The organism is Pseudoalteromonas sp. 5Ae-yellow (assembly GCF_014077565.1).
GTDB lineage: Bacteria > Pseudomonadota > Gammaproteobacteria > Enterobacterales > Alteromonadaceae > Pseudoalteromonas.
In genome coordinates, this window is sequence record NZ_JACGWD010000018.1 from 19,851 (window position 1) to 44,219 (window position 24,369).

Below are 24,369 nucleotides of genomic sequence, written 5' to 3' on the forward strand. Positions count from 1 at the left end.
TTGCATAATGACATTACGTTTAAAGTTAAGGGAAGAGCCTTGTTAAGAAATACGCTTATTTATACATTAAGTTCGATTGCTAGCTCTGCTATTCCTTTTATTTTGCTACCGATTTTAACTCGCTATTTGGAACCAGAGGAATATGGCCAAATTGCGATGTTTGGTATTTTCACAACAGCTTTAAGTTCTTTAATAGGCTTAAGTGTTTATGGCGCAGCAAATCGCCGTTACTTTGATGAAAAAATAACGTCTACTGAATTAGCTAGGTTCAATGGTAACTGCTTTTTGATATTGGTGGGTAGTACACTTATATCGGTAATTATTCTAGCACTTATTGATGGGCTCCTTGCAGCATATCTTGGTATTCCCTTGCTTTGGGTTTATTTAGGATTACTTAGTGTTTTTTGTAGTTTCACCCTAAACATACGTTTAGGCCAGTGGCAGATCAGGGGTAGAGCAAAGTCATATGGAACTCTTCAGGTAACTAATGCTCTCGTAGTTTTGCTGTTTAGCCTCTTGTTGGTTGTTCTATTTGAGTTAGGACCAAACGGGCGCATCTATGGGATTGTGATAACAAGTATTATTATTGGAATAATATCATACTTCACTCTTCGCAATGATAAGCTCGTAATATTTGAATACAACAAGGCTGACATAAAATATGCACTATCATTCGGCATTCCATTAATCCCCCACGTTCTAGGAGGCTTTTTATTACTTTCTATTGATCGTTTAGTAATAAATAAAGAGTTAGGGTTGGAAATGACTGGCATTTACATGGTTGCTGTTAACTTAGGTAATGCCTTAAATATAGTTTTCAATAGTATTAATAAGGCATATTCACCTTGGCTGTTTGGAAAGCTGAAAGAAAATGATAACTTTATAAAAAAATCGATTGTAAAAAAAACATATATATATTTTTTGTTTTTGACTCTTTTAATATTTTTATCATTCTTGATTGCTCCCGCAATTCTAAAACTCATAGTTGGTGAACAATTCCATGAAGCTGCGAGAGTATTACCTTTTATAGTTACCGGGCAAGTTTTTCTTGGGATGTATTTTATGGTGACGAATTACATTTTTTACATAAAAAAAACCAAATACTTATCTTATGTAACAATAACTTCAGGTGCATTAAATATTGTCTTGTTATTAATTCTCATACCAAATTATGGGCTAATAGGTGCGGCATTAGCTTTTTTAATTGCGAATTTTTGTCAGTTTATATTTACTTGGCTCATAAGCGCAAAGTTATTTGATATGCCGTGGAGATTAAAGGAGGAAAGATGAAAGGTTTATTCAATTTTATCAATAAATTTAGACGCCGTATAAGAAAAAGATATTATACAAATAAGGCTATTAAACAAATTACACATTATGACGAGTTACCAAATATAAACTTTAAAAGCAGTTTCAATAATCATACGTATTTAGGTAAAAACTGTCATTTTAATGGTATGCAGATATCAGGAGCGGGGAAAGTCACTATAGGAGATAATTTTCACTCAGGTTCATCATGTATGATGATAACGCAAAACCATAATATTAACGGAACCGCGTTACCTTACGATAATAGCTATGTTACCAAAGACATTAATATAGGTGAAAGTGTTTGGTTAGGGAGCCGAGTTATAGTTTTAGCTGGCGTAAACATTGGTGAGGGAGCCGTAATTCAAGCTGGTAGCGTAGTAGTTTCTGATATACCCCCGCTATCAATAGCTGGAGGTCACCCCGCTGTTGTTTTCAGCCAAAGAAATGCTGAACACTACTATAGGCTTAAAAGTGAAGGTAAATTCAATTAGCGCTATTTAAAAGTAGTTACTTTTAAATAATTTAGTTAGCTTTTGTTGCTAGTCCAATATTCGTATTCAGGCAAATAAAGCTAATTAATAAATGGAAAGGTGTAGGAAATTATGTTGGCAGAAATAAGATCGTTATGGATTGGTGGTGCTTTATCTAGGCTAGAAAGAGTGTGTTTAACCTCTTTTTTGCGTGCAGGGCATAAGGTGTATCTATATACCTACGATGAAGTACTAAACATACCGGAAGGTGTCGAGGTTTTAGATGCTAATAGCATACTACCAAAAAATAAAGTTTTTACTTACGGGTCTGTAACAGGTAAAGGTAAAGGAAGTTATGCTGGATTTGCTAACCACTTTAGGTACGAAATGCTTCTAAAGTGTAGCAATACCTATTGGGTTGATATGGACGTTATCTGCTTATCTCCATTTTACATTGAGAACGATCTTGATTTTGGTTTTGAGAATGAAACCTATATAAACAATGCTGTAATTGGAACGAAAGAATCAGGTAACAAACTATTTTCTAATTTAAGTAACTACTGTAATAACCCATTTCAATTTACAAGGTGGGATACATTTAAATTCCTAATAAGAAAGTTTATTGGCAGAACCTGGGGGCGCGGAGATTTTTCTTATTTGCCATGGGGTATTACAGGACCCAAAGCCCTTACTGGCTTTGTAAAGAAGGGTGAGCTAATAAACTATGCTGCACCAATGCAAAAATATTACCCAATTTCATCAGCTGACTGGAAGAAAATTTTCTTTGCCAGTGATGGGCACATTAATCTGGAAGGAGCTCAGGCAGTCCATCTGTGGAACGAGCAACTCCGAAGAGATAATTTAGATAAAAACACAGTATTTGACAAAGAGTCTTTATATGAACGGCTTATTTCAGGTCTGAAGTTAGATGAATAGTGCCCTTTAATAAATGATTTATCTTATACTTGTTGCCGTGCTTACACTTTTTTCGTACTCATCTATAGCAAAAAAAGACTATAGTTTTTTGGGCTATTCTTTAGTGCTGATACTTGCCTTATTTGCGGGGTTGAGGCATGAAGTAGGTGCTAAACCTGATTGGGAGGTTTATCACCAAGTATTTTATGATGCTCCCGAATATATCTCAAATTTATTTAATTATTTTTCTGACAATAGGCGCATAGAAAAAGGGTATTTAACTTATAATTTTATAATTCACTCCATAATTGATGACTTTAATTTTTTTCTTGTTGTTACAGCCTTAATTACTATAGGTTTAACCTATAAAAGTGTATCTATATACACTCCAATGACTATATTCGCACTACTAATTTATATGCGTTATGGTTATTTTCAGTTTAACATGATGTTTTTAAGGCAAGGTTTAGCTGTCGCAATATTCTTATATTCACTACAGTTTATAAAATCTAGAAATGCTTACGCTTATTTTTTATTGAATTTAATAGCAGTTACTTTTCATGTAAGCTTGATTTTAGTTTTTCCATTGTACTTTTTTGTAAATAAAAAATTTAAACCGCACGTTTTTATGTCTATCCTAATTAGCGCGTTATTTTTGCAAGGAATCAATGTAATTAAGCTAATAGCAGATGTTTTACCCAACTCAAACGTTATTTTTTACGCGTTTAAGTCATACGTATCTGCTGGCGAGCCAAAACCATTTTCTTTCTCATTTATAGAAAAACCATTAACGTTTCTTATTTTACTTTATTATTATGAGAGGCTCGCGAAAAGGTTTGAGTACTTTGATCTATTTTTTAACTTAAGCTTTATAGGGCTTATCTTAAGTATATTGTTAATGCAGTTTGAGGACTTAAGTGATAGGTTTGTGATTATTTTTAATATATCAAATATTGTGCTTTTAACCTATTTAATGCGAGTGTTTAAAGGTGAGGGAAGGTTAGTTTACCTATCTATCGTGTCATTTATAATTATGTTCTTTGTTTTTAAGATGACAAACTCAGAACAATATATACCCTATAATGTATTGGGAAAATTTAACCTCTAATAGTAAGGCCTCCATGTTAACAATTGCCATATCAACAGTTACTGCTTCTTTAAATAAGTTGACAGAATATCTTCAGACAAATATTGATAAAATAGATCATAGAGTCAACTTTTTAATATGTTCACAAAGAGAACCTACTAATACTGTAACTCAACTATCGGAAAGGGTTAAAGTAATAAAAACGACTGAATCTGGGTTAAGTCGCAGCCGTAATATGCTGATCGAAAATAGCCAGAGCAAGTGGTTGTGGATACAGGACGATGATATTGAATTAGAATTTGAAGCTCTGGATAAGTTAGTTTACATACTCCAAAACTCTAATAATGATCTTCATTTTATAAAAATTAAATCTTTAGAGGATCATAGTAAATTTTATAAGGATTATGCTTTTCACCGCTCGCACAAGTTAACAAATTCCTTAAAAATATCTTCTATTGAAATAATAGTAAGGCGAGAATTCGTCAATGCTAATAATATTAAGTTCGATACGAATTTAGGTTTAGGGACACAGCTTCCATGCTGTGAAGAAAATAAATTTATATTAGATTTATTTAAGGCTAATGCAAAAGTAAGTTATTTAGGTCTAGCCACTTGCTACCACACGACTAATATAGAAAGTCGAGCTATAGATCATGCTGGTCGATTCTGTGCTAGAGGGTACTTATTGCGCTTTTATCCCTTTTATATTCGCTTTGCGCTAATGCTACGGTGGGCAATAAAAATTCCTGCAGAGTTATCTTTCTATGAAAAAATGAAGCTAATGTTAAAAAACTACATTAGAAAATGATTATTTTATTTCTAAAGCTTTAATCTAAGGTTTATCTCTATATACTATGCAGGATTTTTTAAATAAATATATCTTAGCAAAATTTACTATTAAAGTATTTTTCAAACGAAGAGTTAAATATGCACCTTATCTCAATTATTACAGCGACTTATAATTCTAGTTCAGAATTACTTGAAACTTATAAGTCTATATCCTCACAAACGCTAGATAATTGGGAATGGCTAGTAACTGATGATTGCTCGTCAGACTCAACATATCAATTGCTGCAAGAGGTATCAGAAAAAGATCAAAGAGTAAAAGTTTTCAAAAATGCGGTTAACTCAGGTGCTGCTGTCGCACGCAACAGCTCATTAAGTAATGCTAAAGGTGACTTTATAGCGTTTATCGACAGTGATGATTGCTGGCATCCTAATAAGCTTGAAAAGCAAGTAGCCTTTATGGGGGATAGCATTGACTTTTCTTTTACTGCTTACGCCCTAATAGATCATAGTGGGGAGCCAATAGGTAAAACAGTAGATGCAACACAAACCGGCTTTTTTACCTATAGCGACATGCTAAGAAAAAAAGCAACCTTAGGATGCTCTACCGTAATGTTAAGACGTAATGCTTTTTCTGATATTACTATGCCATTACTAAGAACAGGGCAAGATTATGCAACATGGCTAAAGTTATTAAAATCGGGGAAAAACGCTTACCTATTAAATGAGATACTAACGTGTTACAGAATAATGCCTAACTCAATTTCAAGAAACAAATTAAAAAAGGCTAAGCGGCAGTGGCAAATTTATCGTGAAGTAGAAAAGCTTCCTTTTATAAAAGCAGTTACTTGCTTTGCCTATTATGCATGGAGAGCTGTGTTCCGTCAGTCGTGATACCTATAAAAGCCTAAGTGTTTAAATCTTACTCTCGGAATAGATCTTTAGTTTATATTTGTATTCAATGCGCGTTCAGAGTTCAGCCATAGAATAATGGACTAGCGTATTGCTAATCAAAAAAATGAATAATAAAATATATCTATTGTGTATTTGTATAATACAAAACTATTTAATTTACTCATTGTTGTTTAGAAAGGCTCTAAATAACCCAAAATACTTAGATGCTTTACTAGCTCATTAAACTTTGAGTTTTTTTATAGGCAAGTGTTATATTGTTTTCGCCAAGGAGTACATGAGTGTGTTTAGGGAAATTCTTACTTTAGCTGTAATTATTTAAAAATTCAGAAAGCACACATTAAATTTTTAAGTGCTTTAAATCAACTGAAACAACCAGATTAAGTTAACTTAGCCAGTTAACACGGAACTTTATATGATTTTAGATCTTCTATTTACCTTTGTTATTGCCTTCGCAATGCTATTCCTAATGCGAAAAGTAGCACGCAATATTGGACTTGTAGACATTCCCTCAGGCAGAAAAGCTCATACAGGTAATATTCCCCTAGTTGGCGGCGTGGCAATATGTATCACAATAGTTCATTACATTTATTCTCACCCAGGTATGATTAATCACGAAAACCTATTTATGCTTTGCATAACTGCGCTTACAGCAATCGGTGTTCTTGATGATAAATATGATTTAAGCGTTAAGTTTAGGATCATCATACAAACGGCTATCTCTATAGTTATGATTTACTTTGCAGGTGCTCAAATGCAGTCTTTGGGTAATATGTTCGGTATTGGAGAAATTTTTCTCACATGGCTTGGTCCTGTGATTACCGTGTTTGCAGTGATCGGCTGTATTAATGCTTTTAATATGGTTGATGGTATCGATGGGCTTCTTGGTGGTTTATCAATTGTTACATTTGGCAGCATAGCTATTTTATTATCTTTGTCGGGTGAGCAAAAACTTAGCTATTTATGTATATTGTTGGTAATTACTATGATCCCTTATATTATAATGAACTTGGGTTTATTCGGTCGTGCTAGAAAAGTATTTATGGGTGATGCAGGTAGTATGATGATAGGCTTTACTGTAATTTGGCTTTTAATTGGCGCTAGCCAAAATCCAGGTAGCCCAATGATCCGTCCTGTAACAGCATTATGGTTAATCGCAGTCCCTTTAATGGATATGGTTGCAATAATGATACGTAGAATTAAACAAAAAAAATCACCATTTAAGCCAGATAGAGAGCATTTACATCATATCTGCCAAAGAATTGGCTGCTCTCCCATGCAAACATTGGCGTTAATTTGTTTTATAGCCTCGGTGTTTGCTTCAGTGGGGATGCTGGGAGAGGTATATAATATCCCAGAGTACTATATGTTTTATTGCTTTCTAGTAGTATTTTGTCTTTATTTATATGCACTTGCAAACTATTGTAGAGTAATTAACTACATAAGGTGTAAGCTTGGGCTGCCTGAACTTACAATACAACAATAACTTGCTTGTTGTTTATAGAGTAAAATAAAGTTACATAAATACTAGAAAATCCAAATGGCACTTAAAGCTGAGTGCCATTTGAACATACTTTAACAACAGGTGCTGTGGGTTTATTTATACTTCACTGCGTGGCTCATTAACACCTTCCAATCTCTATTTTAACTTCACTACTTAACACTTCCTTGTACTTTGCTGCTAAGGCGTTTTTTGCTTCAACATCGCCATGTACAATTTTAATACGGCTTGGCTTTTTATGCATACCCGTTACAAACTTAATTAATCCGTTTTGATCGGCATGGGCGCTGTACCCGCTAATTGTATGTATTTTTGCGTTTATAGTAATGCGAGCATCATTTATAAAAACATACCCATTACGCGGGCCATATTTTTGAATTTCGCGACCTAGCGTTTTGTTTCCTTGGTAACCTACAAACAATACATCAGTGGTTTTGTCACTTAAAAATCGCTCAAGATAATTAACTATTCGGCCACCAGTGCACATACCGCTTGCTGCTAATATTATGGCTGGTGTTTGCCGGGTACTTAAATAGTTAATAACAGCCAAGTGCTCCTTGTGTGTATCAACCGTAGTTAGGTTTTTAAAATCGAGCGGGTGCCTACCGTTTGCAACTTTGCGTTTAGCTTCGCTATCCCATAGGTGTTTAAACTTTTTGTATTGCTCAGTAAAATTGGCTGCCATGGGGGAGTCGAGTATTACGTGAATGTCTTGCCACTTAGACTTTTTAGATGAGCTATGTATTAGTTGCTCAAGCTCATATAGCAGCTCTTGTGTGCGGCCAATACTAAAAGCAGGAACTAAAACAACACCATTGTCGGCTACGGCGCGTTCAATAATGTTTTTTAGCGTTTTTGTGCGCTCTTTACGGCCTTGATGATTTTTATCCCCGTAGGTTGATTCAATAACGAGGGTATCGGCTTTATAGGGCGGCTTAGGCGAAGGGAGTAGCGGGGTGTATGGCGCACCTAAGTCTCCCGAAAATACAACGCGATGTTTGTTGTTATTGCTATTTGTAACATCAATTTCAACGTAGGCAGAACCTAATATATGGCCCGCACGCTGAAACCGCGCTTTAGCTTTACTGGGCCCTTTGCAAGGTAGTTCAAACCACGTTTTATAGTCAACAGCTACGATACGCTTATTTAATAAGCTTAAGCAGGCAGCTATAATTTTAGGGTCGCGGGTTACACCCACTTTTAAAGCATCTTCTATTACCAAAGGTAATAAGCTGGCCGATGCAATACTTGTAAAAATAGAGCCTTTAAAACCGGCTGCTAATAGGTAAGGAATTCGGCCAACATGGTCAATATGGCAATGGGTAACAATAAGGGCAGTAACATGGGTAATAGTAAACTCAATTGAAAGGTCGGCTTTAGAGTCTTCGCCTTGAAATAACCCGCAATCAATAAGCACACTTGTTTGCTCGTTAACTACCAGCTCGTGGCACGAACCAGTAACGCCGTTAACCGCTCCGTGGTGAAGTATTTGCATTGTGCTTCCTTGTCATCAATTTGTTACATTGAATTTTAAGGTAGAAGTAAAGCCATAATTATTCAAGGTACTAACGCTTGGGCTAAATTAATAACCTTATCTAGAAGTATGTACCCACCTGTAGGCGCGAATTTACTTCGCGCTCTTATTTATATATTTATTAAAAAATATTAATTAAAGTTTTTAATAAATTTTCGCAGCTAAACTTTTGTTTGGCCCAATCTAAACATGGCTTTATAGGTACTAAACTAGCGTTAAAGCCTTTACTCTCTTTAAACTCAATAACAATATTAATTAAAGTGAGTGGCTATTAACCACTAAGGCTTATTTACATAGAGGCTTTATGTTGGCTATAATGCCGCCGTTGTTTAGTTTGTAATTGTATTTTTTGCAATTTAGTTGTGTATTAAGGGCTACTATGGAATGTTGGTATTTAGTCGTATGCAAACCTAAGCAAGAAGAGCGAGCTAAAACTAACTTGCAAAATCAAGGGATTGAAGCGTTTTACCCCCAATTAACTACCGAAAGGTTGGTTAAAGGTCGTCGGACCGTCAAACACACCGCTTTATTCCCTAATTATTTATTTGTATGCCTTGAATCAAAAAATGGTAACTTTTCTGCTGTAAAAAATACCCGTGGAATAGGTGGTTTTGTTTCTTATGGGGCAAATTATCAATTAGTTTCCGAATACATAATGAACCAACTAAAAAATGAACGTTCGCACACCACAGAATCAAAAATACCAAAAATAGGCGATGCAGTAAGTGTTAATAACGATTCATTTAATAATATACAAGCTATATATAAAGAGCCAGACGGCGACTTGCGCAGTATTTTACTCATTAACTTACTTAATCAAAAAATTGAAGTAAGTGTAGATAATAAAGATATTAAGCAATAATAACTAAAGCGTAGCAGCGGCTTTACGCGCGTGAATTAAAATGTAGCAGCAGCTTTATGCCGCGAAAAAATATTTTTATATCAGTAACTAGGAACTGTAACCTAAGGGCGGAAGCGTGCCTAAAGCACTTAAAACTGTGTTGTTAAGTCTACTGTAGACGCACAGGCAAGCTCACTGACTTCGATGTGATAAATGATAGCTAATCATTTATCAATGAGAGATACAAGACGCGCAGCGTGCTGGCGTGACGAGGAAAGCTCGTAATCTTTATATTTAAGTGGCATCTCATTGACTCAGTAAGAGGTTAAAAGCTACGCTTTTCGCGTGAGCAAGCTCTACGCCTTGTATCTCTACTTGCAAAGTTAGGCACCGTAGTTAGTCACTTGTAAACGCGCAGCTTGCTGGCGTGACGAGCAAAGCTCGTAATCTTTATATTTTAGTGATCTATCATTTACCTTAGTTCACTTTATTTAATGCAATTAGATATTAATGAGCCTGGTGTTTTACTAAAAACGGCTATCAATTAAATTTATTCATAAAGACCTTATGAAAATACTGATATAATTTCAGTGCTAATTAAAAACTTAGTTACAAAGCTTTTACAAAGCAAAGGCTATTGATTCACAATAGTGCACATGCTTTAATTAGTCGGCTAAAATACAAGTGCTCACCAAGGTTGGTGAGTAAGTGCAATATTAAAATAATTTTGGGATTCTACAATGGCGTTAAGCTGTAAATCACTCGCATCAATACTCGCAATACTAAGCATGACCGGCTGTACAATAGTACCAGGCAGCCACTTTGAAGGTATAGACTCAGGCGAGCAAACACAAAACCTCGAACAAGATCTCGAAAAAGTAAACATTCAAATAATCGACTCGCTACTAATAAATAAACAAAATCAAGCGCGTATAGCAGCTAAACCAATTTCAAGCACTGCTGGTTTAAACGTAAGTAACTACGAATACAAACTAGGTGTTGGTGACGTACTAACAATAGGCGTATGGGATCACCCAGAGCTAACAATACCTGCAGCAGTACAACGTACCGCAGAATTTGACGGCTTTAGAGTACAACGAGACGGCACCATTACTTACGCCTACGCACCAAATATACCCGCAGCAGGTAAAACAATAAGCCAAGTACGTAATGAGCTTGTTAAACGCCTAAGCCGAGTAATAGAAGACCCTCAAGTAGACGTAAAAGTAGTGGGCTTTAGAAGCCAAAAAACCTACGTTACCGGCGAAGTAAAGCAACCTGGTGTATACCCAGTAACCGAAATTCCACTTACATTAATAGATGCCCTAAACCAAGCAGGTGGTTTAACAGATGCAGCCGATTGGCGCACAGTTACATTTACCCGTGGCAACAAAACAGAAGTTATAAAACTTGATGACTTTTATGCCCATGGTGATATTTCGCAAAACCGCTTATTGCAGCATGGCGACATAGTGCACGTAAACCGTAACGATGCACAAAAAATATTTGTATTAGGTGACGTTAAAAAAGCAGGTTCAGTAACGCTTAACCGTTATGGTTTAAACTTGGCCGAAGCGCTAAGCGACTCGGGCGGCTTGAATGAGGCAACAGCAGACGCTAACGGTGTATTTGTACTGCGAAAAAGTGACGTAGAGCAAACCGGTATTATTGCAAACGTATACCAATTACATGCTAAAAATATAGCGGCAATGGTGTTAGCTGAGCAGTTTGAACTACAACCGCGCGATATTGTATATGTAACATCGGCACCACTTGCCCGTTGGAACCGTGTAATTAGCTTACTATTACCGTCTATTGCTACTGTAGATAGTGTTGACGATATAACTGCAAACTAAGGGTTTTTAAAAATGTTTGATTCAGTTTTAGTGGTGTGTGCAGGTAATATTTGCCGCAGCCCAACAGGTGAGTATGTTTTAAAGCAAAAGCTTGAAGGCAAAAATATTAAAGTATCGTCTGCTGGGTTAACAGCACTTGAAGGCAAACCAGCAGATGCAAAAGCAAAACAAATAGCACTCGCACATGGCGTTAATATGGATGCCCACCAAGGCCAGCAGCTTACATCAAGCTTAGTTGCGCAAAACAGCGTAATACTTGTAATGGAAGAACGCCATTTAAACGACGTACATGCTCGCTACCCAGAGGCGCGCGGTAAAACGTTTTTATTGGGTAAGTGGATTAATAACGCTGAAATACCAGACCCATATCGCCAAAGCCAAGAGGCTTTTGGACACGTTTACACATTAATCGACAGCGCGTGTAGCGCTTGGCAAAAGTATTTATAAGGAATGGCTAATTTAATGAATACACAGCCGAATAACAGCGCTAGTAGCGCTAATAATAAAAGCACTAATAATACACAACCAACGCAAGAAATTGATTTAATGGCGCTACTAGGCGCATTGCTCGATCGCAAATATTTTATAGTAGCTGTAACCGCACTGTTTATGTTTGTGGGTGTTATTTATGCAGTATTAAGTACCCCTGTTTACCAAGCAACAGCCATGATACAAGTTGAAGACGGCAGCGCATCAGTCCCTGGTTTTGACGATATGGCAGGCATGTTCGAAAGTACATCGGCTGCAGTAACCGAAATAGAGCTACTAAAGTCGCGTAGTATAATAGGTGAAGCTGTAGATACTTTAAAGCTTGATGTTATAGCAGAGCCTAAACTATTCCCGTTTATTGGTAGTCGCGCTTATCGTAAATTTACTCCAATGGAAGATGGCGACTTAGCAGAGCCAAGCTTTGGTGCTAATAGCTACGCATGGGGTGGTGAGAGCATAAATGTATTTAGGTTTGATGTACCACGTACTGCTGTAAATCAAGCATTTACTTTGATCGCACAAACTAACAACAGCCTTGCACTTTTAAATGGTGACGGCGAGAAAATATTATCGGGTAAAGTAGGCGAGGAGCTTACAAACGGTAAGTTTAACTTAACCATTCGTACTTTAAATGCGCGCCCTGGTACAGAGTTTACAATTACCCGTAAAGATCGTCTTAATACTATTTTAGATTTGCAAACAGCAATTGGTGCAAGTGAAAAAGGTAAAGACTCAGGCATAATTAACTTAAGTTTACAAAGCACTAAACCAAGCTACGCTGAAAAAGTACTTGATAAAGTGGCCGCTATTTATGTACGCCGCAATGTTGAGCGCAATAGTGCCGAGGCACAAAAGTCGCTTGAGTTTTTAGAAGTACAACTGCCTGAAATTAAAAAACAGCTTGAATACGCAGAGCAACGCTTTAACGACTACCAAATTAAACGCCAATCAATAAACATAACACTCGAAACACAAGGTGTGCTTGAACAAGTTGTAAAGCTTGAAACCAAGTTACAAGAGCTAAACCTAAAACGGTTAGAGCTTGGCCGTAAATTCAAAAAAGATCACCCAACATACCAAGGTATTCTGGAGCAAATAGAGGCGGTTGAAAGCCAAAAGCAAGAGCTTGTAGGTGAGGTAGGTAATCTGCCAGAAACTCAACAAGAGCTACTTCGCTTAAGACGCGATGTTGAGGTAAGCAACCAAATTTACACATTGTTACTTAGTAAAACGCAAGAGCTTGATATAGTTCGCGCAGGCACTGTAGGTAACGTACGTATAATTGACTACGCCGAGGTAAACACCAGCAAGCCAGTTAAACCTAAAAAAGCATTAATAGTCGTAATGGCGACTATGCTAGGCGGTATGTTAGCTGTGGCTATAGTGCTTATACAAAAGGCAATGCACAAAGGCGTTGAAGACCCTGCAGAAATTGAAGCGCTAGGCCTACCTGTATACGCAAGTGTACCGCACTCAGATTACCAAGATAAACTAAGTGGCTTTGCTGAACGAGCCCGTAAAAACAAAACAAATAAGCCTAGAAGCATATTAGCTCTTTATAACCCAGCTGACCTAGCAATAGAGGCACTGCGTAGCTTACGTACAAGTTTGCACTTTGCGATGATGGAAGCTAAAAATAATATTATTGCTATATCGGGCCCAAGCCCAAGTGTGGGTAAATCGTTTATATCGGTTAACTTAGCAAGTGTGCTTGCGCAAAGCGGTAAAAAAGTACTGATTATTGATGCCGATATGCGTAAAGGCTACTTACAAACGCAGTTTGGGTTAAAGTGGGACGATGGATTAAGTGATTACTTATCTGGCCGTTTAAACCTAGAGCAAGTTACTAAACCAACCAAAGTTGAAGGTTTAAGTGTTATTACGCGTGGACAAATACCGCCAAACCCTTCAGAGCTATTAATGCATAGCAACTTTAGTAAGTTAGTTGAAGAAGTAAGCGCCGCTTACGACATTATAATTATTGATACACCACCAATACTTGCAGTAACTGACCCCGCAATTGTAAGTGCGCATACAGGCACTACGTTACTAGTAACCCGTTTTGGACAAAATCATGTACGAGAAATAGAGCTAACTCGAAATCGTTTTGAGCAAAATGGCATAGACGTAAAAGGCGTTGTATTTAACGGTGTAGTTAAAAAAGCGAGTAATGCGTATGGGTATTATGGATATTACAACTACGAATACAAAAGTGATAAATAATTTATATGGGGCCTATTGGGCACTTTTTATAAAAATTACAAAAACAAGCAATTACAAGTAGATAGTCTAAATTGACTGTCTCAATTTAGAAAAAAGTGTCTCAGTGGGTTGTAATAAAGCTGAGATACAAAATTGCTAAAATGCAATTTAGTGGCTAGCCATTGTGTACTGATTTAGTTAATTCAGAGAATTATCATCATCGAAAATGAATGAAATTCCACTCGAAATAAATTATTAAAACGTGTTTTTTATCCAAGAATATCCATCTTGATACTCGATTTTTTATTGCACGTTTTAATATGAAACCAATTTTAAATTTAACTTTTACGAAGCTCGAAGCCTAAAGCTCGAAGCTCTATAACTAAACAAAGAGAGTACAACTATGCACGATTCATTAACGGACCTAAAAATTGGCATTATAGGATTAGGTTATGTAGGCCTTCCTTTAGCAGTTGAGTTTGGTAAGAAATTTCCAGCAACAGGCTTTGATATTAATCAAGGTCGAATTGCACAATTACAAGCCGGCCACGACTCTACACTTGAAGTAAGTGATGAAGAGCTTAAAGAGTCTCCACAGCTTAATTTCTCCTATACAGTGTCAGATCTTGAAAGCTGTAATGTATACATTGTTACCGTACCAACTCCTATTGATGAACATAAACAGCCTGATTTAACACCACTTATTAAAGCCAGTGAAATGCTAGGCAAAGTGGTTAAAAAAGGCGACATAATAATTTATGAGTCAACAGTATACCCAGGTGCAACAGAAGAAGCGTGTTTACCAGTAGTAGAGCGTGTATCAGGGCTTGTATTTAATAAAGACTTTTTTGCCGGTTATTCTCCAGAGCGTATTAACCCAGGTGATAAAGAACACCGTGTAACTAACATATTAAAAGTAACGTCAGGTTCTACTCCAGAAATAGCTGAAAAAGTTGATCAACTTTATAAGTCAGTAATTACGGCCGGCACACATAAAGCAAGCTCTATTAGAGTAGCTGAGGCTGCAAAAGTAATTGAGAACACACAGCGAGATGTAAATATTGCTTTAATTAATGAGCTGTCGATTATTTTTAATAAGTTAGGTATCGATACGCTCGAAGTATTAGAAGCGGCCGGCACTAAATGGAACTTTTTACCATTTCGTCCAGGATTAGTTGGCGGACACTGTATTGGTGTTGATCCGTACTACTTAACACATAAAGCACAAAGTGTAGGTTACCACCCAGAAATGATTTTAGCCGGTCGCCGTTTAAACGATGGTATGGGTAAACATGTAGTATCAGAACTGGTTAAAAATATGCTTAAAAAGCGTATCCATGTAGATGGCGCCAATGTACTTATTATGGGTTTAACGTTTAAAGAAAACTGCCCAGATTTACGTAATACAAAAGTTGTCGATATAGTAAGTGAACTTAAAGAATACAATATTAATGTTGATATAGTAGATCCATGGTGCTCAAACGATGAAGCGCAAAATGAATACGGTTTAAGCTTAACTGCTGAGCATAAACAAAATAACTATGACGCAATCATTCTTGCTGTAGGCCATAACGAATTTAAAGAAATGGGCGCAGAACAAATTCGTGCACTAGGTAAAGCAGAACACGTACTTTACGATCTTAAATATGTACTACCAAAACAAAGTGTAGATATGCGTTTATAGCTTTGTAGGCGTGGGTTTATCCCGCGCTCTTAAATTAGACTGCATACGCCAAGCACAATTAATAACTTAAACGCTGTTAGTTCATTATCCAGAGATTTTATAGAGGCATACATGACTCGCTACGAACAAATTAAAACAGAACTACTTTCATCACCTAAAACCTGGTTAGTAACAGGGGTGGCAGGGTTTATTGGCTCTAACCTTTTAGAGCATTTATTAAAATTAAATCAAAAAGTAGTTGGGCTTGATAACTTTGCGACCGGCCATCAGCACAATCTTGATGAAGTAAAAGAATTAGTAACAGCAGAGCAGTGGCAAGGCTTTAACTTTATAAAAGGCGACATTCGTAATTATCAAGATTGCGAAGCGGCTATAGCTAATAATGGCAATGGCGTTGATTACGTATTACACCAAGCAGCACTAGGCTCGGTACCACGCTCAATAGCCGACCCTTTAACAACCAATGCGGCTAATATCACCGGTTTTTTAAATATGTTACAAGCCGCAAAAGAGGCCAACGTAAAAAGCTTTACCTATGCAGCTAGTAGTTCTACATACGGCGACCACCCGGCACTACCGAAAGTTGAAGAGAACATCGGTAATCCATTATCCCCTTACGCTGTAACCAAATACGTAAATGAACTGTACGCGGGCGTGTATGCTAAAACATATGGCTTTAAAACCATTGGTTTACGCTACTTCAATGTTTTTGGGCAGCGCCAAGATCCAAATGGGGCATATGCAGCAGTAATCCCTAAGTGGACTGCGGCAATGATTCAAGGTGAAGATGTTTATATTAATGGCGATGGTGAAACAAGTCGTGATTTTTGCTTCATCGAAAATACAGTACAAATGAATATTCTTGCAGCAACAGCGGAAGATGAAGCTAAAAACGAGGTTTACAATGTTGCCGTAGGTGATAGAACAACGCTAAACGATTTGTATGGGGCTATACAGTCTGCTCTAAATGGGTGTGGTATAGAGGCATCAAAACAACCAATATATCGTGATTTCAGGATTGGGGATGTTCGTCACTCACAAGCTAATATTGATAAAAGCACTCATTTACTAGGGTATATCCCAGAGGTTGCTATTAAAATTGGTATTTTAAAAACAACATCTTGGTATTGTTCAGTATATGCTATCAATAAGTAGATTTTTAATAAGTATATTAGTAACAGCTATTTTGTTACTAATATACTATAACTATACCCCTTTAACTAACCCCATAGTTTTTATTTCTATAGCGATACTTTCGTTGGTGTTGTGTTACTCTATATTAAACTATTTTTATAGTGGTGAAATATCCAAAATACATGGTGTTTTCGCCATTGTATTATTTAATTTTTGTTTGGTTGCACCAGCTTTACAATTCTACTATTCCTATTGGTATCCTTATTTTTATGACAGTAGAGAGTCATATAACTGGCTTGCTGCAACAGAAACTTGGTTTATCTTTTCAACAATTATAATATTATGCTTTTTTGGTTTTAAATGGTTGTTAGTTAGTAAGGTGAAAACTAAATTTAACCTTATTCAAAGGGATATTAATAGGAAAAAATTAATTTTCTATAGTTCGTTTTTTTTGCTGATATCTTTTTTTTCACAGATATTTATATATGCAAAGTTTGGAGGTGTTGCTGGTTATATAAGTGCATACACCTTGAGAGGCGATGGAGATTCTGAATTTTCGGGCTTAGGAAAGTTTATGATTATCGGAGAAGCTTTCCCAGTCTTATTAGCAATGACTTTTGCTTTTTTTTATATGCTAAAAGAAGATAGAAAAGATGGGAAGCAATCGTATATATTATTGTTTTTGCTTTCTTTTTTATTTTTAATGCTGATTTTTGGTGGTTTAAAAGGAAGCAGGTCAAATACTTTATTAGCACTTTTCTGGCTTTTAAGTGTAATTAACTTTTATTATAAAACAATTACATTAAAAACTTTAGGTTTAGTTGGAGGGTTGTTTATTATATATATGATGATCTATGGAGTCTATAAGAGTGCAGGTGAACAATTTTTTAATGAAGTTAGTTATACTAATATACAAGAAAATTCTAAATATAGAGGGAATGCATTAACAGGTGTCCTGAGTGGTGACTTATCTAGATATGAAGTACAAACAGAGGTTATCAATAAAGTCATTTTTAAAAATGAGAACACTTGGCTTGGTGAGAGTTATCTTAGTGCAATATTAACACCTACACCTAAGAGTTTTCAAAAAGATTTGGGAGTTGATAATAAAACCGATTTATCGACTGTGTTATTTTTCGGTCGAAGTAATCTAGATACTAATAATGCAAAATCAACATTGATACTGGGGTTGGTTGGGGAGTCGATTGCAAACTTCCATTACGTTGGAGTTATATTCTCAATAATATATTTAATAGCTGTATACTTAGCTTTAATAATAATAAAAAGCTCTGTTTCGCCACTGGACCCTCGGTACATATTAGTTTTCTTTTTCCCAATAATTCTTACTAATGCTTTTACTGGTGATATGCAAAATCTTATATTTTATATTATAAAAAACTTAACGGTTCCTATTATATTCTGTTATTTAGTTTCGGAGAAAAGAAGTGAAAGTTAGTGTTTGCATCGTAACGTATAATCACGAAAATTACATAGCCAAGTGCTTAGATAGTGTATTGGGGCAAGAGGTAGACTTTGAATTCGAAATAGTTGTTGCACAAGACTGCAGTACAGATAGTACTGCAGATATAGTTAGAAAGTATCGTAAAAAGTATCATGACAAGATCAAATTAATCGATAGGCTCGAAAATGTAGGTGTTATGCAAAACTATGAGGATGTATTTAAAATCTCTAGTGGTGAATTAATTAGTTTTCTAGATGGTGACGATTATATGTTACCAGGCAAGTTAAAGGCTCAAGTAGAAGCCCTCGAAAAAAATCAAGATTGCAATATCTGTAGTCATCCTTTGTCTAACTTTGACACATTAACTGGTAAAGTACTTAGCACTCCTCATAAGTTCGAAAATGTTAAAAAGTTTACTTTAGAAGATTTAATAAAGAGTGGTTTTACTTTCTCACACAGCTCTAAAATGTTTAGAAAAGCCTCTTTACCCCAAGAAATTGTTGATAAGACAACACAGAACTGTACCGATTATCTACTACATATGCAAAACTGTTTGACAGGGGATATAATACATCTAACTGAGGTGTATGGTATGCATCGCGTTCATGTCGATTCGCTATCAAGGCATAATATGAAAAAAGGCAATATTTGCTTCGCGCTAAATGACCAATTATATGCGCTGGAAAAGATTTCTAAGCATATAGAGGTTAACAGCGAAGTTATGTCTCAAGGCTACAAGCGTCTCCTAAATTGGGCTATAAAAAAATCTTTAGCGGCAGATGACTTAAGTGAGCTACAACGTATTAAAGTTATTTGGAAAAGAAAATTATCTACCCCATTTCCTAATTTTTACACATTATTAATAAGTTACCCTATTGCCATTAAGATGTTCTCAAAGTTTTATAGTTTTGCTTACAAATTAAAATATAAAATTAAATTAGCTAGAAATGACTGATTTATTTTTTGCAGTTTTTATTAGATATGGTTCCTCATTTTTTTCATTACTAACTAGCTTATATATTGCTAGACAACTTGGGGCAGAAGATTTTGGGAACTTTTCTCTTTTAATTTTTATTTGTACTGCAGGAGCTTCAGTTTTAAGCTTATCTGTTCAAAGAACAGTTTTAATGTTCATTTCTAATGAGGTTGAAAAAAATGTACAAGATGTGTTTTCGGCCTATTTTACAGTAGCTATAGTTAGTGCAGTATTATCTTTTATTATTTCACTATTCTATACTGACTTTTTATTAGCAATAATAATTTCAATATCTGTCGCTGGTATACAATGGCAATTATTTAGTTCTTCACTTGCAGTTGTTAACGAAAACTATCTGATAAAGAAAAACCAGCTTTTTTTCTTTGTTGGTAGAGCATCTTGTTTATTATCTGCCTATGTTTTTTCATTTTTTTATAGTAGTTATTACGTCTATTTATTGATTTTTTCAATTTGCTTGGTCGTCCCATTGTTTTTAGAAGTTCTGTTGGTGTATAAAAAATACCTTTTGTCATTTGAACTCAACATGCATTACATAACAGATAAAATTAAGAAATCTAAATGGATGCATTTAGATACAATATTCTCCCAGTTAATAATATTTTCATCTTCGTTTGTTTTATCTCAGGCTAACAGTCAGCCAACGGAAAGCCTTGGTATGTATAACCTTTCACAACAGATAGTTATTTCTAGTTTGATAGTGGTTTCTGTTTTTCAAATATACATTAGTAGAATTATAAAAGATAAAATTGATAAGCGTAGCTTGAATTTGGTTGTAGTCCGCTTCTTTCAATTCTCGTTTGGCTACTTTTTTCTTCTTATACTAGTCTCAACTTTTTTCTATTTTAATTATGAAATTATAGGTGCTGAATTTAAGCAACTCTACTTTTATGTGTTTTGTATGTCTTTTGCTGGTGTTTTTTCTTTGGGAAGTAAAGTCATGCTACCTGTGTTTATGCGTTTAGGAGAAACTAAATTTATTAGCATAACTACAATGTTTAGTGGAAGCTTAAGTTTGCTACTATCTTTCTACTTAATAAATTCATATGGAGCATACGGTGCGGTTGCTAGCTTTTGTTTAGGGTATTTTATTTCTTTTATATTTTTTCTATATAAGTTTTTAGGTGTATTAAAATATGAACGCTAAAGTTGTACGAGTAAGTTTAGAGCATCGTTTCTATTTTTACGAAGGTAGTTACTATACCCAATTAGCTTTTCCTTATTTATATTGGAAAGATTATTTGAGGTATTTTGATCAAATAGAAGTTATCGCTAGAGTAAAAAAAGTTGATTTCATAGATGATAGCTTTAAAAGAGTTGATGGTAAAAATGTAAGCGTACTAGCAATGCCATATTACGTAGGTGTGAAAAGCTTTATTCTTAACCTCCCAAGGCTTTTGCAAAGAGCTTTTGGGTTAGTGAAAGGAGGAGATGTTTTTATACTAAGAAGTGGTAATGTGTCTAATGTACTGTGGATTTTTGTTATGCTTTTTAGGAAAGGTTACGTAAGAGAGTATCCCGGTAATATTTATGAAGGGATCACTGGGTTTGCTGGTAAAAGTATTCATATCAAAATACTAGCCCAGTTTCTAAATTTTTTAGCTAAAAAGCAGGCACAAATGTCAAAAGCTAACAGCTTTGTAAGTCAAGACTGTAAGGCTACTTACGCCACTAAGAAACCCAGTTATGTATTTTCAAGTTTCAATGTTGATGAAATTGTTACTAAGAAAAATAGTTATGAAGTGGAAGGTGATTTTAAGCTTGTTACCGTTGGCCGTTTAGAAGGAGAAAAAGGCCATAAAGATTTACTTAATGCTTTGGAAAAAACAGATGTAAATGTGGAGTTAACTGTTATAGGAGATGGTAGCCAATTTAAGGCTCTTAAAGAACAAGCGCAAAAAATAAAATCTAAAGTTAACTTCTTAGGCGCAATAACCGACAGAGATAAATTATTTAATACTATAGCTAATGCTGATTTATTTGTAATACCTTCGCACACAGAGGGGATGCCCAGATCGCTTCTTGAATCTATGGCTATCGGTATACCATGTATTGGCACTAATGTTGGTGGGATTCCTGAGGTACTCAATGCAGACTATTTAGCCCCCCCAAAAGACCCGCAAGCCCTAGCGGAATTAATTAAATGCGTTTCCTTAGATACCCAACTTAGAAAAAGAATGGGTACTGAGAATTTGCAAATTATCAAAAAAAGATACTCTAAAGAAAGTATGGATAAACAAAAGTCATTATTTTGGGGTGAGTTATATAAATGAATATATTGAAAGAAATACATTACCAATTAAGATATGCGCTTCCTATTTGGCTCATCCAACTTCTAACAGCTTGGTTACCCGATATATCTATTTTCATTCGTGTAAGAGGGGCTTTAGTTTCTTTATTTTTACCAGGACGCCCTAAAAACTTGACTCTTGGAAGAGATGTAACTCTTCTTGCTATTAATAGACTAAAGCTAGGGGATGGTGTTTATATTGCTAAAGGCAGCTGGATTAATGCTATTGGAGGTATAACTTTTGAAAATGAGGTTGTACTTGCACCGTATGTGGTGATGTCATCTAATAATCATGGCTTTAAAGATGGCTCTGTAAAAAGAGGTGGGGCACACCCAGGACCCATAACAATTGGCTTTGGCACTTGGATTGCTTCACATTCTGTAGTCGCTGCAAATGTAGCTGTGGGGAAGGGGAACTTGGTGGCTGCTAACAGTGTAGTGACTAAATCAACACCAGATAATAGTGTTCAAGCGGGAGTACCCGCAAAACATATAAAAACACGTTTAGACAACCCATCAACAATTAATAGTAAACACGACATTAAGCTATGAAAAAGAAATTATGCATTATTGTTACTGACGCAGTTTCATTCAATTTCTTAATGAAAGGACAGCTGGAATACCTCTCTAATTTAGATAAATATGAAATAACATTAATTTCAGGCGGGGATGAAAAGCAAATAGCTGATTTAGAAAGTAGAAATGTAGGAAAGTATATTTACTTTCCGTTCAGTCGTGAAATTGATATTAAAAAAGATATTTATTGCGTATGCAGGTTATTTATTTTCTTTATTTTTAATAGGTTTGATATTGTAGTTTACTCAACGCCAAAGGCTCTTTTGTTAGGCTCTATAAGCTCATTTATGACACTACAAAAGAAGCGAATTGCGATTGTTAGGGGTCGAGTGTATGAGAATTACTCAGGTAAAAAACGTAAGTTTTTTGAGGTTTTAGACAAATTATCTTTAATGATTAGCAGTAAATGTATTTTCATATCTAAGTCTCTCCAACAGAAATTTATTGAAGAAAAAATTGTAAATTACAAAAAATCAAGAGTACTGCTTCAAGGTTCGTCAAATGGATTAGATCTTAGTTGGGTTAGCGCCAGTTTAGATCAAAGTGAAACACTGAAACTTAAAAGTAAAATTGGCTACAAAGAGTCTGACTTCGTTGCGGTTTGTATTGGTCGAGTTTGTATAGACAAAGGTGTAATTGAGCTTGAGGAAATTTTTAGTAGTTTTAAAGGCTTTCCTGATTTCAAATTAGTTCTGGTTGGGCGGTTAGAAGATGAAGAAGCAACAAGCATTGTAAAAAAACTCTCGGAGTTTGATAACTTTTTCTATTTTGATCAAGTTTCTGACGTTAGATGTTTTTTCAAATTAGCTAATTTACATTTATTTTTGTCTCATAGAGAAGGGTTTGGTAACGTTGCTCTGGAGGCCGCAGGATTTGGTGTTCCTACTTTTGCGTACGATGTAGTTGGGGTTAGAGATAGTGTATGTGATGGTATTAGTGGTAAATTGTTTCCCTTTAGAGGTGTGGAACTAATCATAAAAGAAATTAAGAATTATATTCACTCAAGAAACAAGCTGGAGAATAACTTTTCGGGAAGCGCGGATTGGGCCGCAGAAAATTTCAGCTCAATAGTTGTTTGGGATGCTTATGAAAAGGAGTTTAATAAATGAAACGCCTCTTTGATTTTTTAGTTGCTCTTTGCGTATTACTTATTTTATTCCCAATAATAATTGTTGTCGCAATACTCATTCGTTTTAAATTGGGCTCACCTATTTTGTTTACTCAAAATCGCCCTGGTTTGAATGGTAAAGTATTTAAAATGATGAAGTTTAGAAGCATGCTTGATGGTAAAGATAAGCATGGCAACTTGCTGCCTGATGATGAGCGTATGACAAAATTTGGTACCTTTTTACGCTCGACTAGTTTGGATGAACTCCCAGGTTTATTTAATGTATTAAAAGGTGATATGAGCTTAGTAGGGCCAAGGCCTTTATTAGTGCAGTATTTACCGTTATATAGTAGCGAGCAAGCACGCCGACATAATGTGCGCCCAGGTATAACTGGCTGGGCTCAAGTAAATGGGCGCAACGCTATTAGTTGGGGGCAAAAATTTAAACTTGATGTTTGGTATGTTGATAACCAAAGTTTTTTACTCGATATTAAAATTTTATTACTTACCGTAAAAAAAGTATTTGTACGCGAAGGTATAAGCGCTGACGGGCACGTAACTATTGAGCCATTTAAAGGTTCTAATAATGACTAATAAGCTGGTTGTAGTTGGCGCCAGTGGCCATGGTAAAGTAATTGCCGATATTGCCGAACAGCTTGGTTTTATTGTTAACTTTTATGATGATGCCTACCCAAGTAAAACCTACATTGAACATTGGCCTATACATGGTACTTGTGCCGACTTAATAGCATTAAAAAATACAAGTACAACCCCTAATGACGTTGTTGTTGCTATCGGTAATAACGATATTCGCCAGCAAAAAATACAGTTGTTACAACAAAATAAGTTTAATTTAATAACATTAATTCACCCCACAGCTGTTATAAGCCAATACGCTACAATAGCGCAGGGAAGTGTCGTTTTTGCTGGTGCTATTATTAATGCGTTTGCCAATATAGGCGTTGGCTGCATAGTTAACACCTCAGCTATTATTGAGCACGACTGTGCTATTGGTGACTTTACTCATATTTGCCCTAATACTGCTTTGGCGGGCGGGGTTATTATTGGTAGTAAAAGTTGGGTTGGTATTGGTAGCCAAATTAAACAATTAATAGTAATCGGTGACAATTGTATGATTGGTGCGGGTAGTACCGTTATAAAAAATATACCGGATAACGTTACTGCATTTGGCTCTCCTGCAGTACCGAACAAATAAG

22 protein-coding genes are annotated in these 24,369 nt (G+C 35.7%); 21 read left to right on the forward strand and 1 reads right to left on the reverse strand.

The window, feature by feature from the left end:
* Positions 1-39: 39 nt before the first annotated feature.
* From H4J63_RS07085 to wecA, 7 genes are all read left to right on the forward strand, one after another.
* Positions 40-1,290: a lipopolysaccharide biosynthesis protein gene (locus tag H4J63_RS07085; protein WP_182195627.1), complete on the forward strand. Its 1,251-nt coding sequence runs from the start codon at positions 40-42 to the stop codon at positions 1,288-1,290.
* On the forward strand, positions 1,287-1,802 hold the full coding sequence (locus H4J63_RS07090; protein ID WP_182195630.1) for a DapH/DapD/GlmU-related protein: 516 nt from the start codon (positions 1,287-1,289) through the stop codon (positions 1,800-1,802). The genes H4J63_RS07085 and H4J63_RS07090 overlap by 4 nt, the downstream gene beginning before the upstream one ends.
* A 111-nt stretch (positions 1,803-1,913) precedes the next feature.
* A complete protein-coding gene (locus H4J63_RS07095) occupies positions 1,914-2,717 on the forward strand; it encodes a hypothetical protein (RefSeq protein ID WP_182195633.1) in 804 nt (267 codons plus the stop codon).
* A gap of 13 nt (positions 2,718-2,730) precedes the next feature.
* Complete coding sequence (locus H4J63_RS07100; protein ID WP_182195635.1) at positions 2,731-3,804, forward strand: EpsG family protein; 1,074 nt, start codon at positions 2,731-2,733, stop codon at positions 3,802-3,804.
* 13 nt (positions 3,805-3,817) lie between these two features.
* Positions 3,818-4,591 (forward strand): glycosyltransferase, encoded by a 774-nt coding sequence (locus H4J63_RS07105; RefSeq protein WP_182195638.1) that lies wholly within the window; start codon positions 3,818-3,820, stop codon positions 4,589-4,591.
* Positions 4,592-4,710: 119 nt separating this feature from the next.
* On the forward strand, positions 4,711-5,463 hold the full coding sequence (locus tag H4J63_RS07110) for a glycosyltransferase family 2 protein (protein WP_182195641.1): 753 nt from the start codon (positions 4,711-4,713) through the stop codon (positions 5,461-5,463).
* A 433-nt stretch (positions 5,464-5,896) separates the two neighbouring features.
* A complete protein-coding gene (gene wecA / locus H4J63_RS07115; RefSeq protein WP_024605760.1) occupies positions 5,897-6,967 on the forward strand; it encodes a UDP-N-acetylglucosamine--undecaprenyl-phosphate N-acetylglucosaminephosphotransferase in 1,071 nt (356 codons plus the stop codon).
* A gap of 136 nt (positions 6,968-7,103) precedes the next feature.
* Here wecA and H4J63_RS07120 read toward each other — a convergent pair whose 3' ends face one another.
* A complete protein-coding gene (locus H4J63_RS07120) occupies positions 7,104-8,477 on the reverse strand; it encodes an MBL fold metallo-hydrolase RNA specificity domain-containing protein (RefSeq protein ID WP_182195644.1) in 1,374 nt (457 codons plus the stop codon).
* Between the two features lie 418 nt (positions 8,478-8,895).
* Here H4J63_RS07120 and rfaH point away from each other — a divergent pair, with 418 nt between their 5' ends.
* The 14 genes from rfaH (at position 8,896) to H4J63_RS07190 (ending at position 24,368) form a co-directional block, all read left to right on the forward strand.
* Entirely contained in the window at positions 8,896-9,378 is a 483-nt protein-coding gene (gene rfaH / locus H4J63_RS07125; RefSeq protein WP_182195647.1) for a transcription/translation regulatory transformer protein RfaH, read from the forward strand.
* A 719-nt stretch (positions 9,379-10,097) separates the two neighbouring features.
* Positions 10,098-11,213 (forward strand): polysaccharide export protein, encoded by a 1,116-nt coding sequence (locus H4J63_RS07130; protein WP_182195649.1) that lies wholly within the window; start codon positions 10,098-10,100, stop codon positions 11,211-11,213.
* A 12-nt stretch (positions 11,214-11,225) separates the two neighbouring features.
* Positions 11,226-11,660 carry a low molecular weight protein-tyrosine-phosphatase gene (locus tag H4J63_RS07135; RefSeq protein ID WP_182195652.1) on the forward strand — a complete coding sequence of 145 codons (435 nt, stop codon included), beginning with the start codon at positions 11,226-11,228 and terminating at the stop codon, positions 11,658-11,660.
* 15 nt (positions 11,661-11,675) lie between these two features.
* Positions 11,676-13,925: a polysaccharide biosynthesis tyrosine autokinase gene (locus H4J63_RS07140; protein ID WP_182195655.1), complete on the forward strand. Its 2,250-nt coding sequence runs from the start codon at positions 11,676-11,678 to the stop codon at positions 13,923-13,925.
* A 382-nt stretch (positions 13,926-14,307) separates the two neighbouring features.
* Positions 14,308-15,588: a Vi polysaccharide biosynthesis UDP-N-acetylglucosamine C-6 dehydrogenase TviB gene (gene tviB, locus H4J63_RS07145; RefSeq protein ID WP_182195658.1), complete on the forward strand. Its 1,281-nt coding sequence runs from the start codon at positions 14,308-14,310 to the stop codon at positions 15,586-15,588.
* 111 nt (positions 15,589-15,699) lie between these two features.
* On the forward strand, positions 15,700-16,743 hold the full coding sequence (locus H4J63_RS07150; RefSeq protein WP_182195660.1) for an NAD-dependent epimerase/dehydratase family protein: 1,044 nt from the start codon (positions 15,700-15,702) through the stop codon (positions 16,741-16,743).
* Positions 16,727-18,178, forward strand: a complete 1,452-nt coding sequence (locus tag H4J63_RS07155) for a hypothetical protein (RefSeq protein ID WP_182195663.1) — start codon at positions 16,727-16,729, stop codon at positions 18,176-18,178. The genes H4J63_RS07150 and H4J63_RS07155 overlap by 17 nt, the downstream gene beginning before the upstream one ends.
* Positions 18,168-19,139, forward strand: coding sequence for a glycosyltransferase family 2 protein (locus H4J63_RS07160; protein WP_182195665.1), 972 nt, complete (start codon positions 18,168-18,170; stop codon positions 19,137-19,139). Before H4J63_RS07155 ends, H4J63_RS07160 begins: the two co-directional genes overlap by 11 nt.
* Positions 19,132-20,325: a hypothetical protein gene (locus tag H4J63_RS07165; protein WP_182195668.1), complete on the forward strand. Its 1,194-nt coding sequence runs from the start codon at positions 19,132-19,134 to the stop codon at positions 20,323-20,325. The genes H4J63_RS07160 and H4J63_RS07165 overlap by 8 nt, the downstream gene beginning before the upstream one ends.
* Positions 20,315-21,451 carry a glycosyltransferase family 4 protein gene (locus tag H4J63_RS07170; protein ID WP_182195671.1) on the forward strand — a complete coding sequence of 379 codons (1,137 nt, stop codon included), beginning with the start codon at positions 20,315-20,317 and terminating at the stop codon, positions 21,449-21,451. The genes H4J63_RS07165 and H4J63_RS07170 overlap by 11 nt, the downstream gene beginning before the upstream one ends.
* Positions 21,448-22,020: an acyltransferase gene (locus tag H4J63_RS07175; protein ID WP_182195674.1), complete on the forward strand. Its 573-nt coding sequence runs from the start codon at positions 21,448-21,450 to the stop codon at positions 22,018-22,020. Before H4J63_RS07170 ends, H4J63_RS07175 begins: the two co-directional genes overlap by 4 nt.
* Positions 22,017-23,153, forward strand: coding sequence for a glycosyltransferase (locus tag H4J63_RS07180; RefSeq protein ID WP_182195677.1), 1,137 nt, complete (start codon positions 22,017-22,019; stop codon positions 23,151-23,153). The genes H4J63_RS07175 and H4J63_RS07180 overlap by 4 nt, the downstream gene beginning before the upstream one ends.
* Complete coding sequence (locus H4J63_RS07185) at positions 23,150-23,746, forward strand: sugar transferase (RefSeq protein WP_182195680.1); 597 nt, start codon at positions 23,150-23,152, stop codon at positions 23,744-23,746. The genes H4J63_RS07180 and H4J63_RS07185 overlap by 4 nt, the downstream gene beginning before the upstream one ends.
* Positions 23,739-24,368, forward strand: coding sequence for an acetyltransferase (locus H4J63_RS07190; RefSeq protein ID WP_182195683.1), 630 nt, complete (start codon positions 23,739-23,741; stop codon positions 24,366-24,368). The genes H4J63_RS07185 and H4J63_RS07190 overlap by 8 nt, the downstream gene beginning before the upstream one ends.
* Position 24,369: the final 1 nt, after the last annotated feature.

Excerpts from the sequence above, each read along its gene's own strand:
- tviB (WP_182195658.1), top strand. The coding sequence starts at position 14,308 with ATGCACGATTCATTAACGGACCTAAAAATTGGCATTATAGGATTAGGT.
- H4J63_RS07130 (WP_182195649.1), top strand. The coding sequence starts at position 10,098 with ATGGCGTTAAGCTGTAAATCACTCGCATCAATACTCGCAATACTAAGC.
- H4J63_RS07150 (WP_182195660.1), top strand. The coding sequence starts at position 15,700 with ATGACTCGCTACGAACAAATTAAAACAGAACTACTTTCATCACCTAAA.
- H4J63_RS07110 (WP_182195641.1), top strand. The coding sequence starts at position 4,711 with ATGCACCTTATCTCAATTATTACAGCGACTTATAATTCTAGTTCAGAA.
- H4J63_RS07120 (WP_182195644.1), bottom strand. The coding sequence starts at position 8,477 with ATGCAAATACTTCACCACGGAGCGGTTAACGGCGTTACTGGTTCGTGC.
- H4J63_RS07095 (WP_182195633.1), top strand. The coding sequence starts at position 1,914 with ATGTTGGCAGAAATAAGATCGTTATGGATTGGTGGTGCTTTATCTAGG.
- H4J63_RS07165 (WP_182195668.1), top strand. The coding sequence starts at position 19,132 with ATGACTGATTTATTTTTTGCAGTTTTTATTAGATATGGTTCCTCATTT.
- H4J63_RS07105 (WP_182195638.1), top strand. The coding sequence starts at position 3,818 with ATGTTAACAATTGCCATATCAACAGTTACTGCTTCTTTAAATAAGTTG.
- H4J63_RS07100 (WP_182195635.1), top strand. The coding sequence starts at position 2,731 with ATGATTTATCTTATACTTGTTGCCGTGCTTACACTTTTTTCGTACTCA.
- H4J63_RS07180 (WP_182195677.1), top strand. The coding sequence starts at position 22,017 with ATGAAAAAGAAATTATGCATTATTGTTACTGACGCAGTTTCATTCAAT.
- H4J63_RS07190 (WP_182195683.1), top strand. The coding sequence starts at position 23,739 with ATGACTAATAAGCTGGTTGTAGTTGGCGCCAGTGGCCATGGTAAAGTA.
- wecA (WP_024605760.1), top strand. The coding sequence starts at position 5,897 with ATGATTTTAGATCTTCTATTTACCTTTGTTATTGCCTTCGCAATGCTA.
- rfaH (WP_182195647.1), top strand. The coding sequence starts at position 8,896 with ATGGAATGTTGGTATTTAGTCGTATGCAAACCTAAGCAAGAAGAGCGA.
- H4J63_RS07185 (WP_182195680.1), top strand. The coding sequence starts at position 23,150 with ATGAAACGCCTCTTTGATTTTTTAGTTGCTCTTTGCGTATTACTTATT.
- H4J63_RS07135 (WP_182195652.1), top strand. The coding sequence starts at position 11,226 with ATGTTTGATTCAGTTTTAGTGGTGTGTGCAGGTAATATTTGCCGCAGC.
- H4J63_RS07090 (WP_182195630.1), top strand. The coding sequence starts at position 1,287 with ATGAAAGGTTTATTCAATTTTATCAATAAATTTAGACGCCGTATAAGA.
- H4J63_RS07175 (WP_182195674.1), top strand. The coding sequence starts at position 21,448 with ATGAATATATTGAAAGAAATACATTACCAATTAAGATATGCGCTTCCT.
- H4J63_RS07155 (WP_182195663.1), top strand. The coding sequence starts at position 16,727 with ATGCTATCAATAAGTAGATTTTTAATAAGTATATTAGTAACAGCTATT.
- H4J63_RS07140 (WP_182195655.1), top strand. The coding sequence starts at position 11,676 with ATGAATACACAGCCGAATAACAGCGCTAGTAGCGCTAATAATAAAAGC.
- H4J63_RS07170 (WP_182195671.1), top strand. The coding sequence starts at position 20,315 with ATGAACGCTAAAGTTGTACGAGTAAGTTTAGAGCATCGTTTCTATTTT.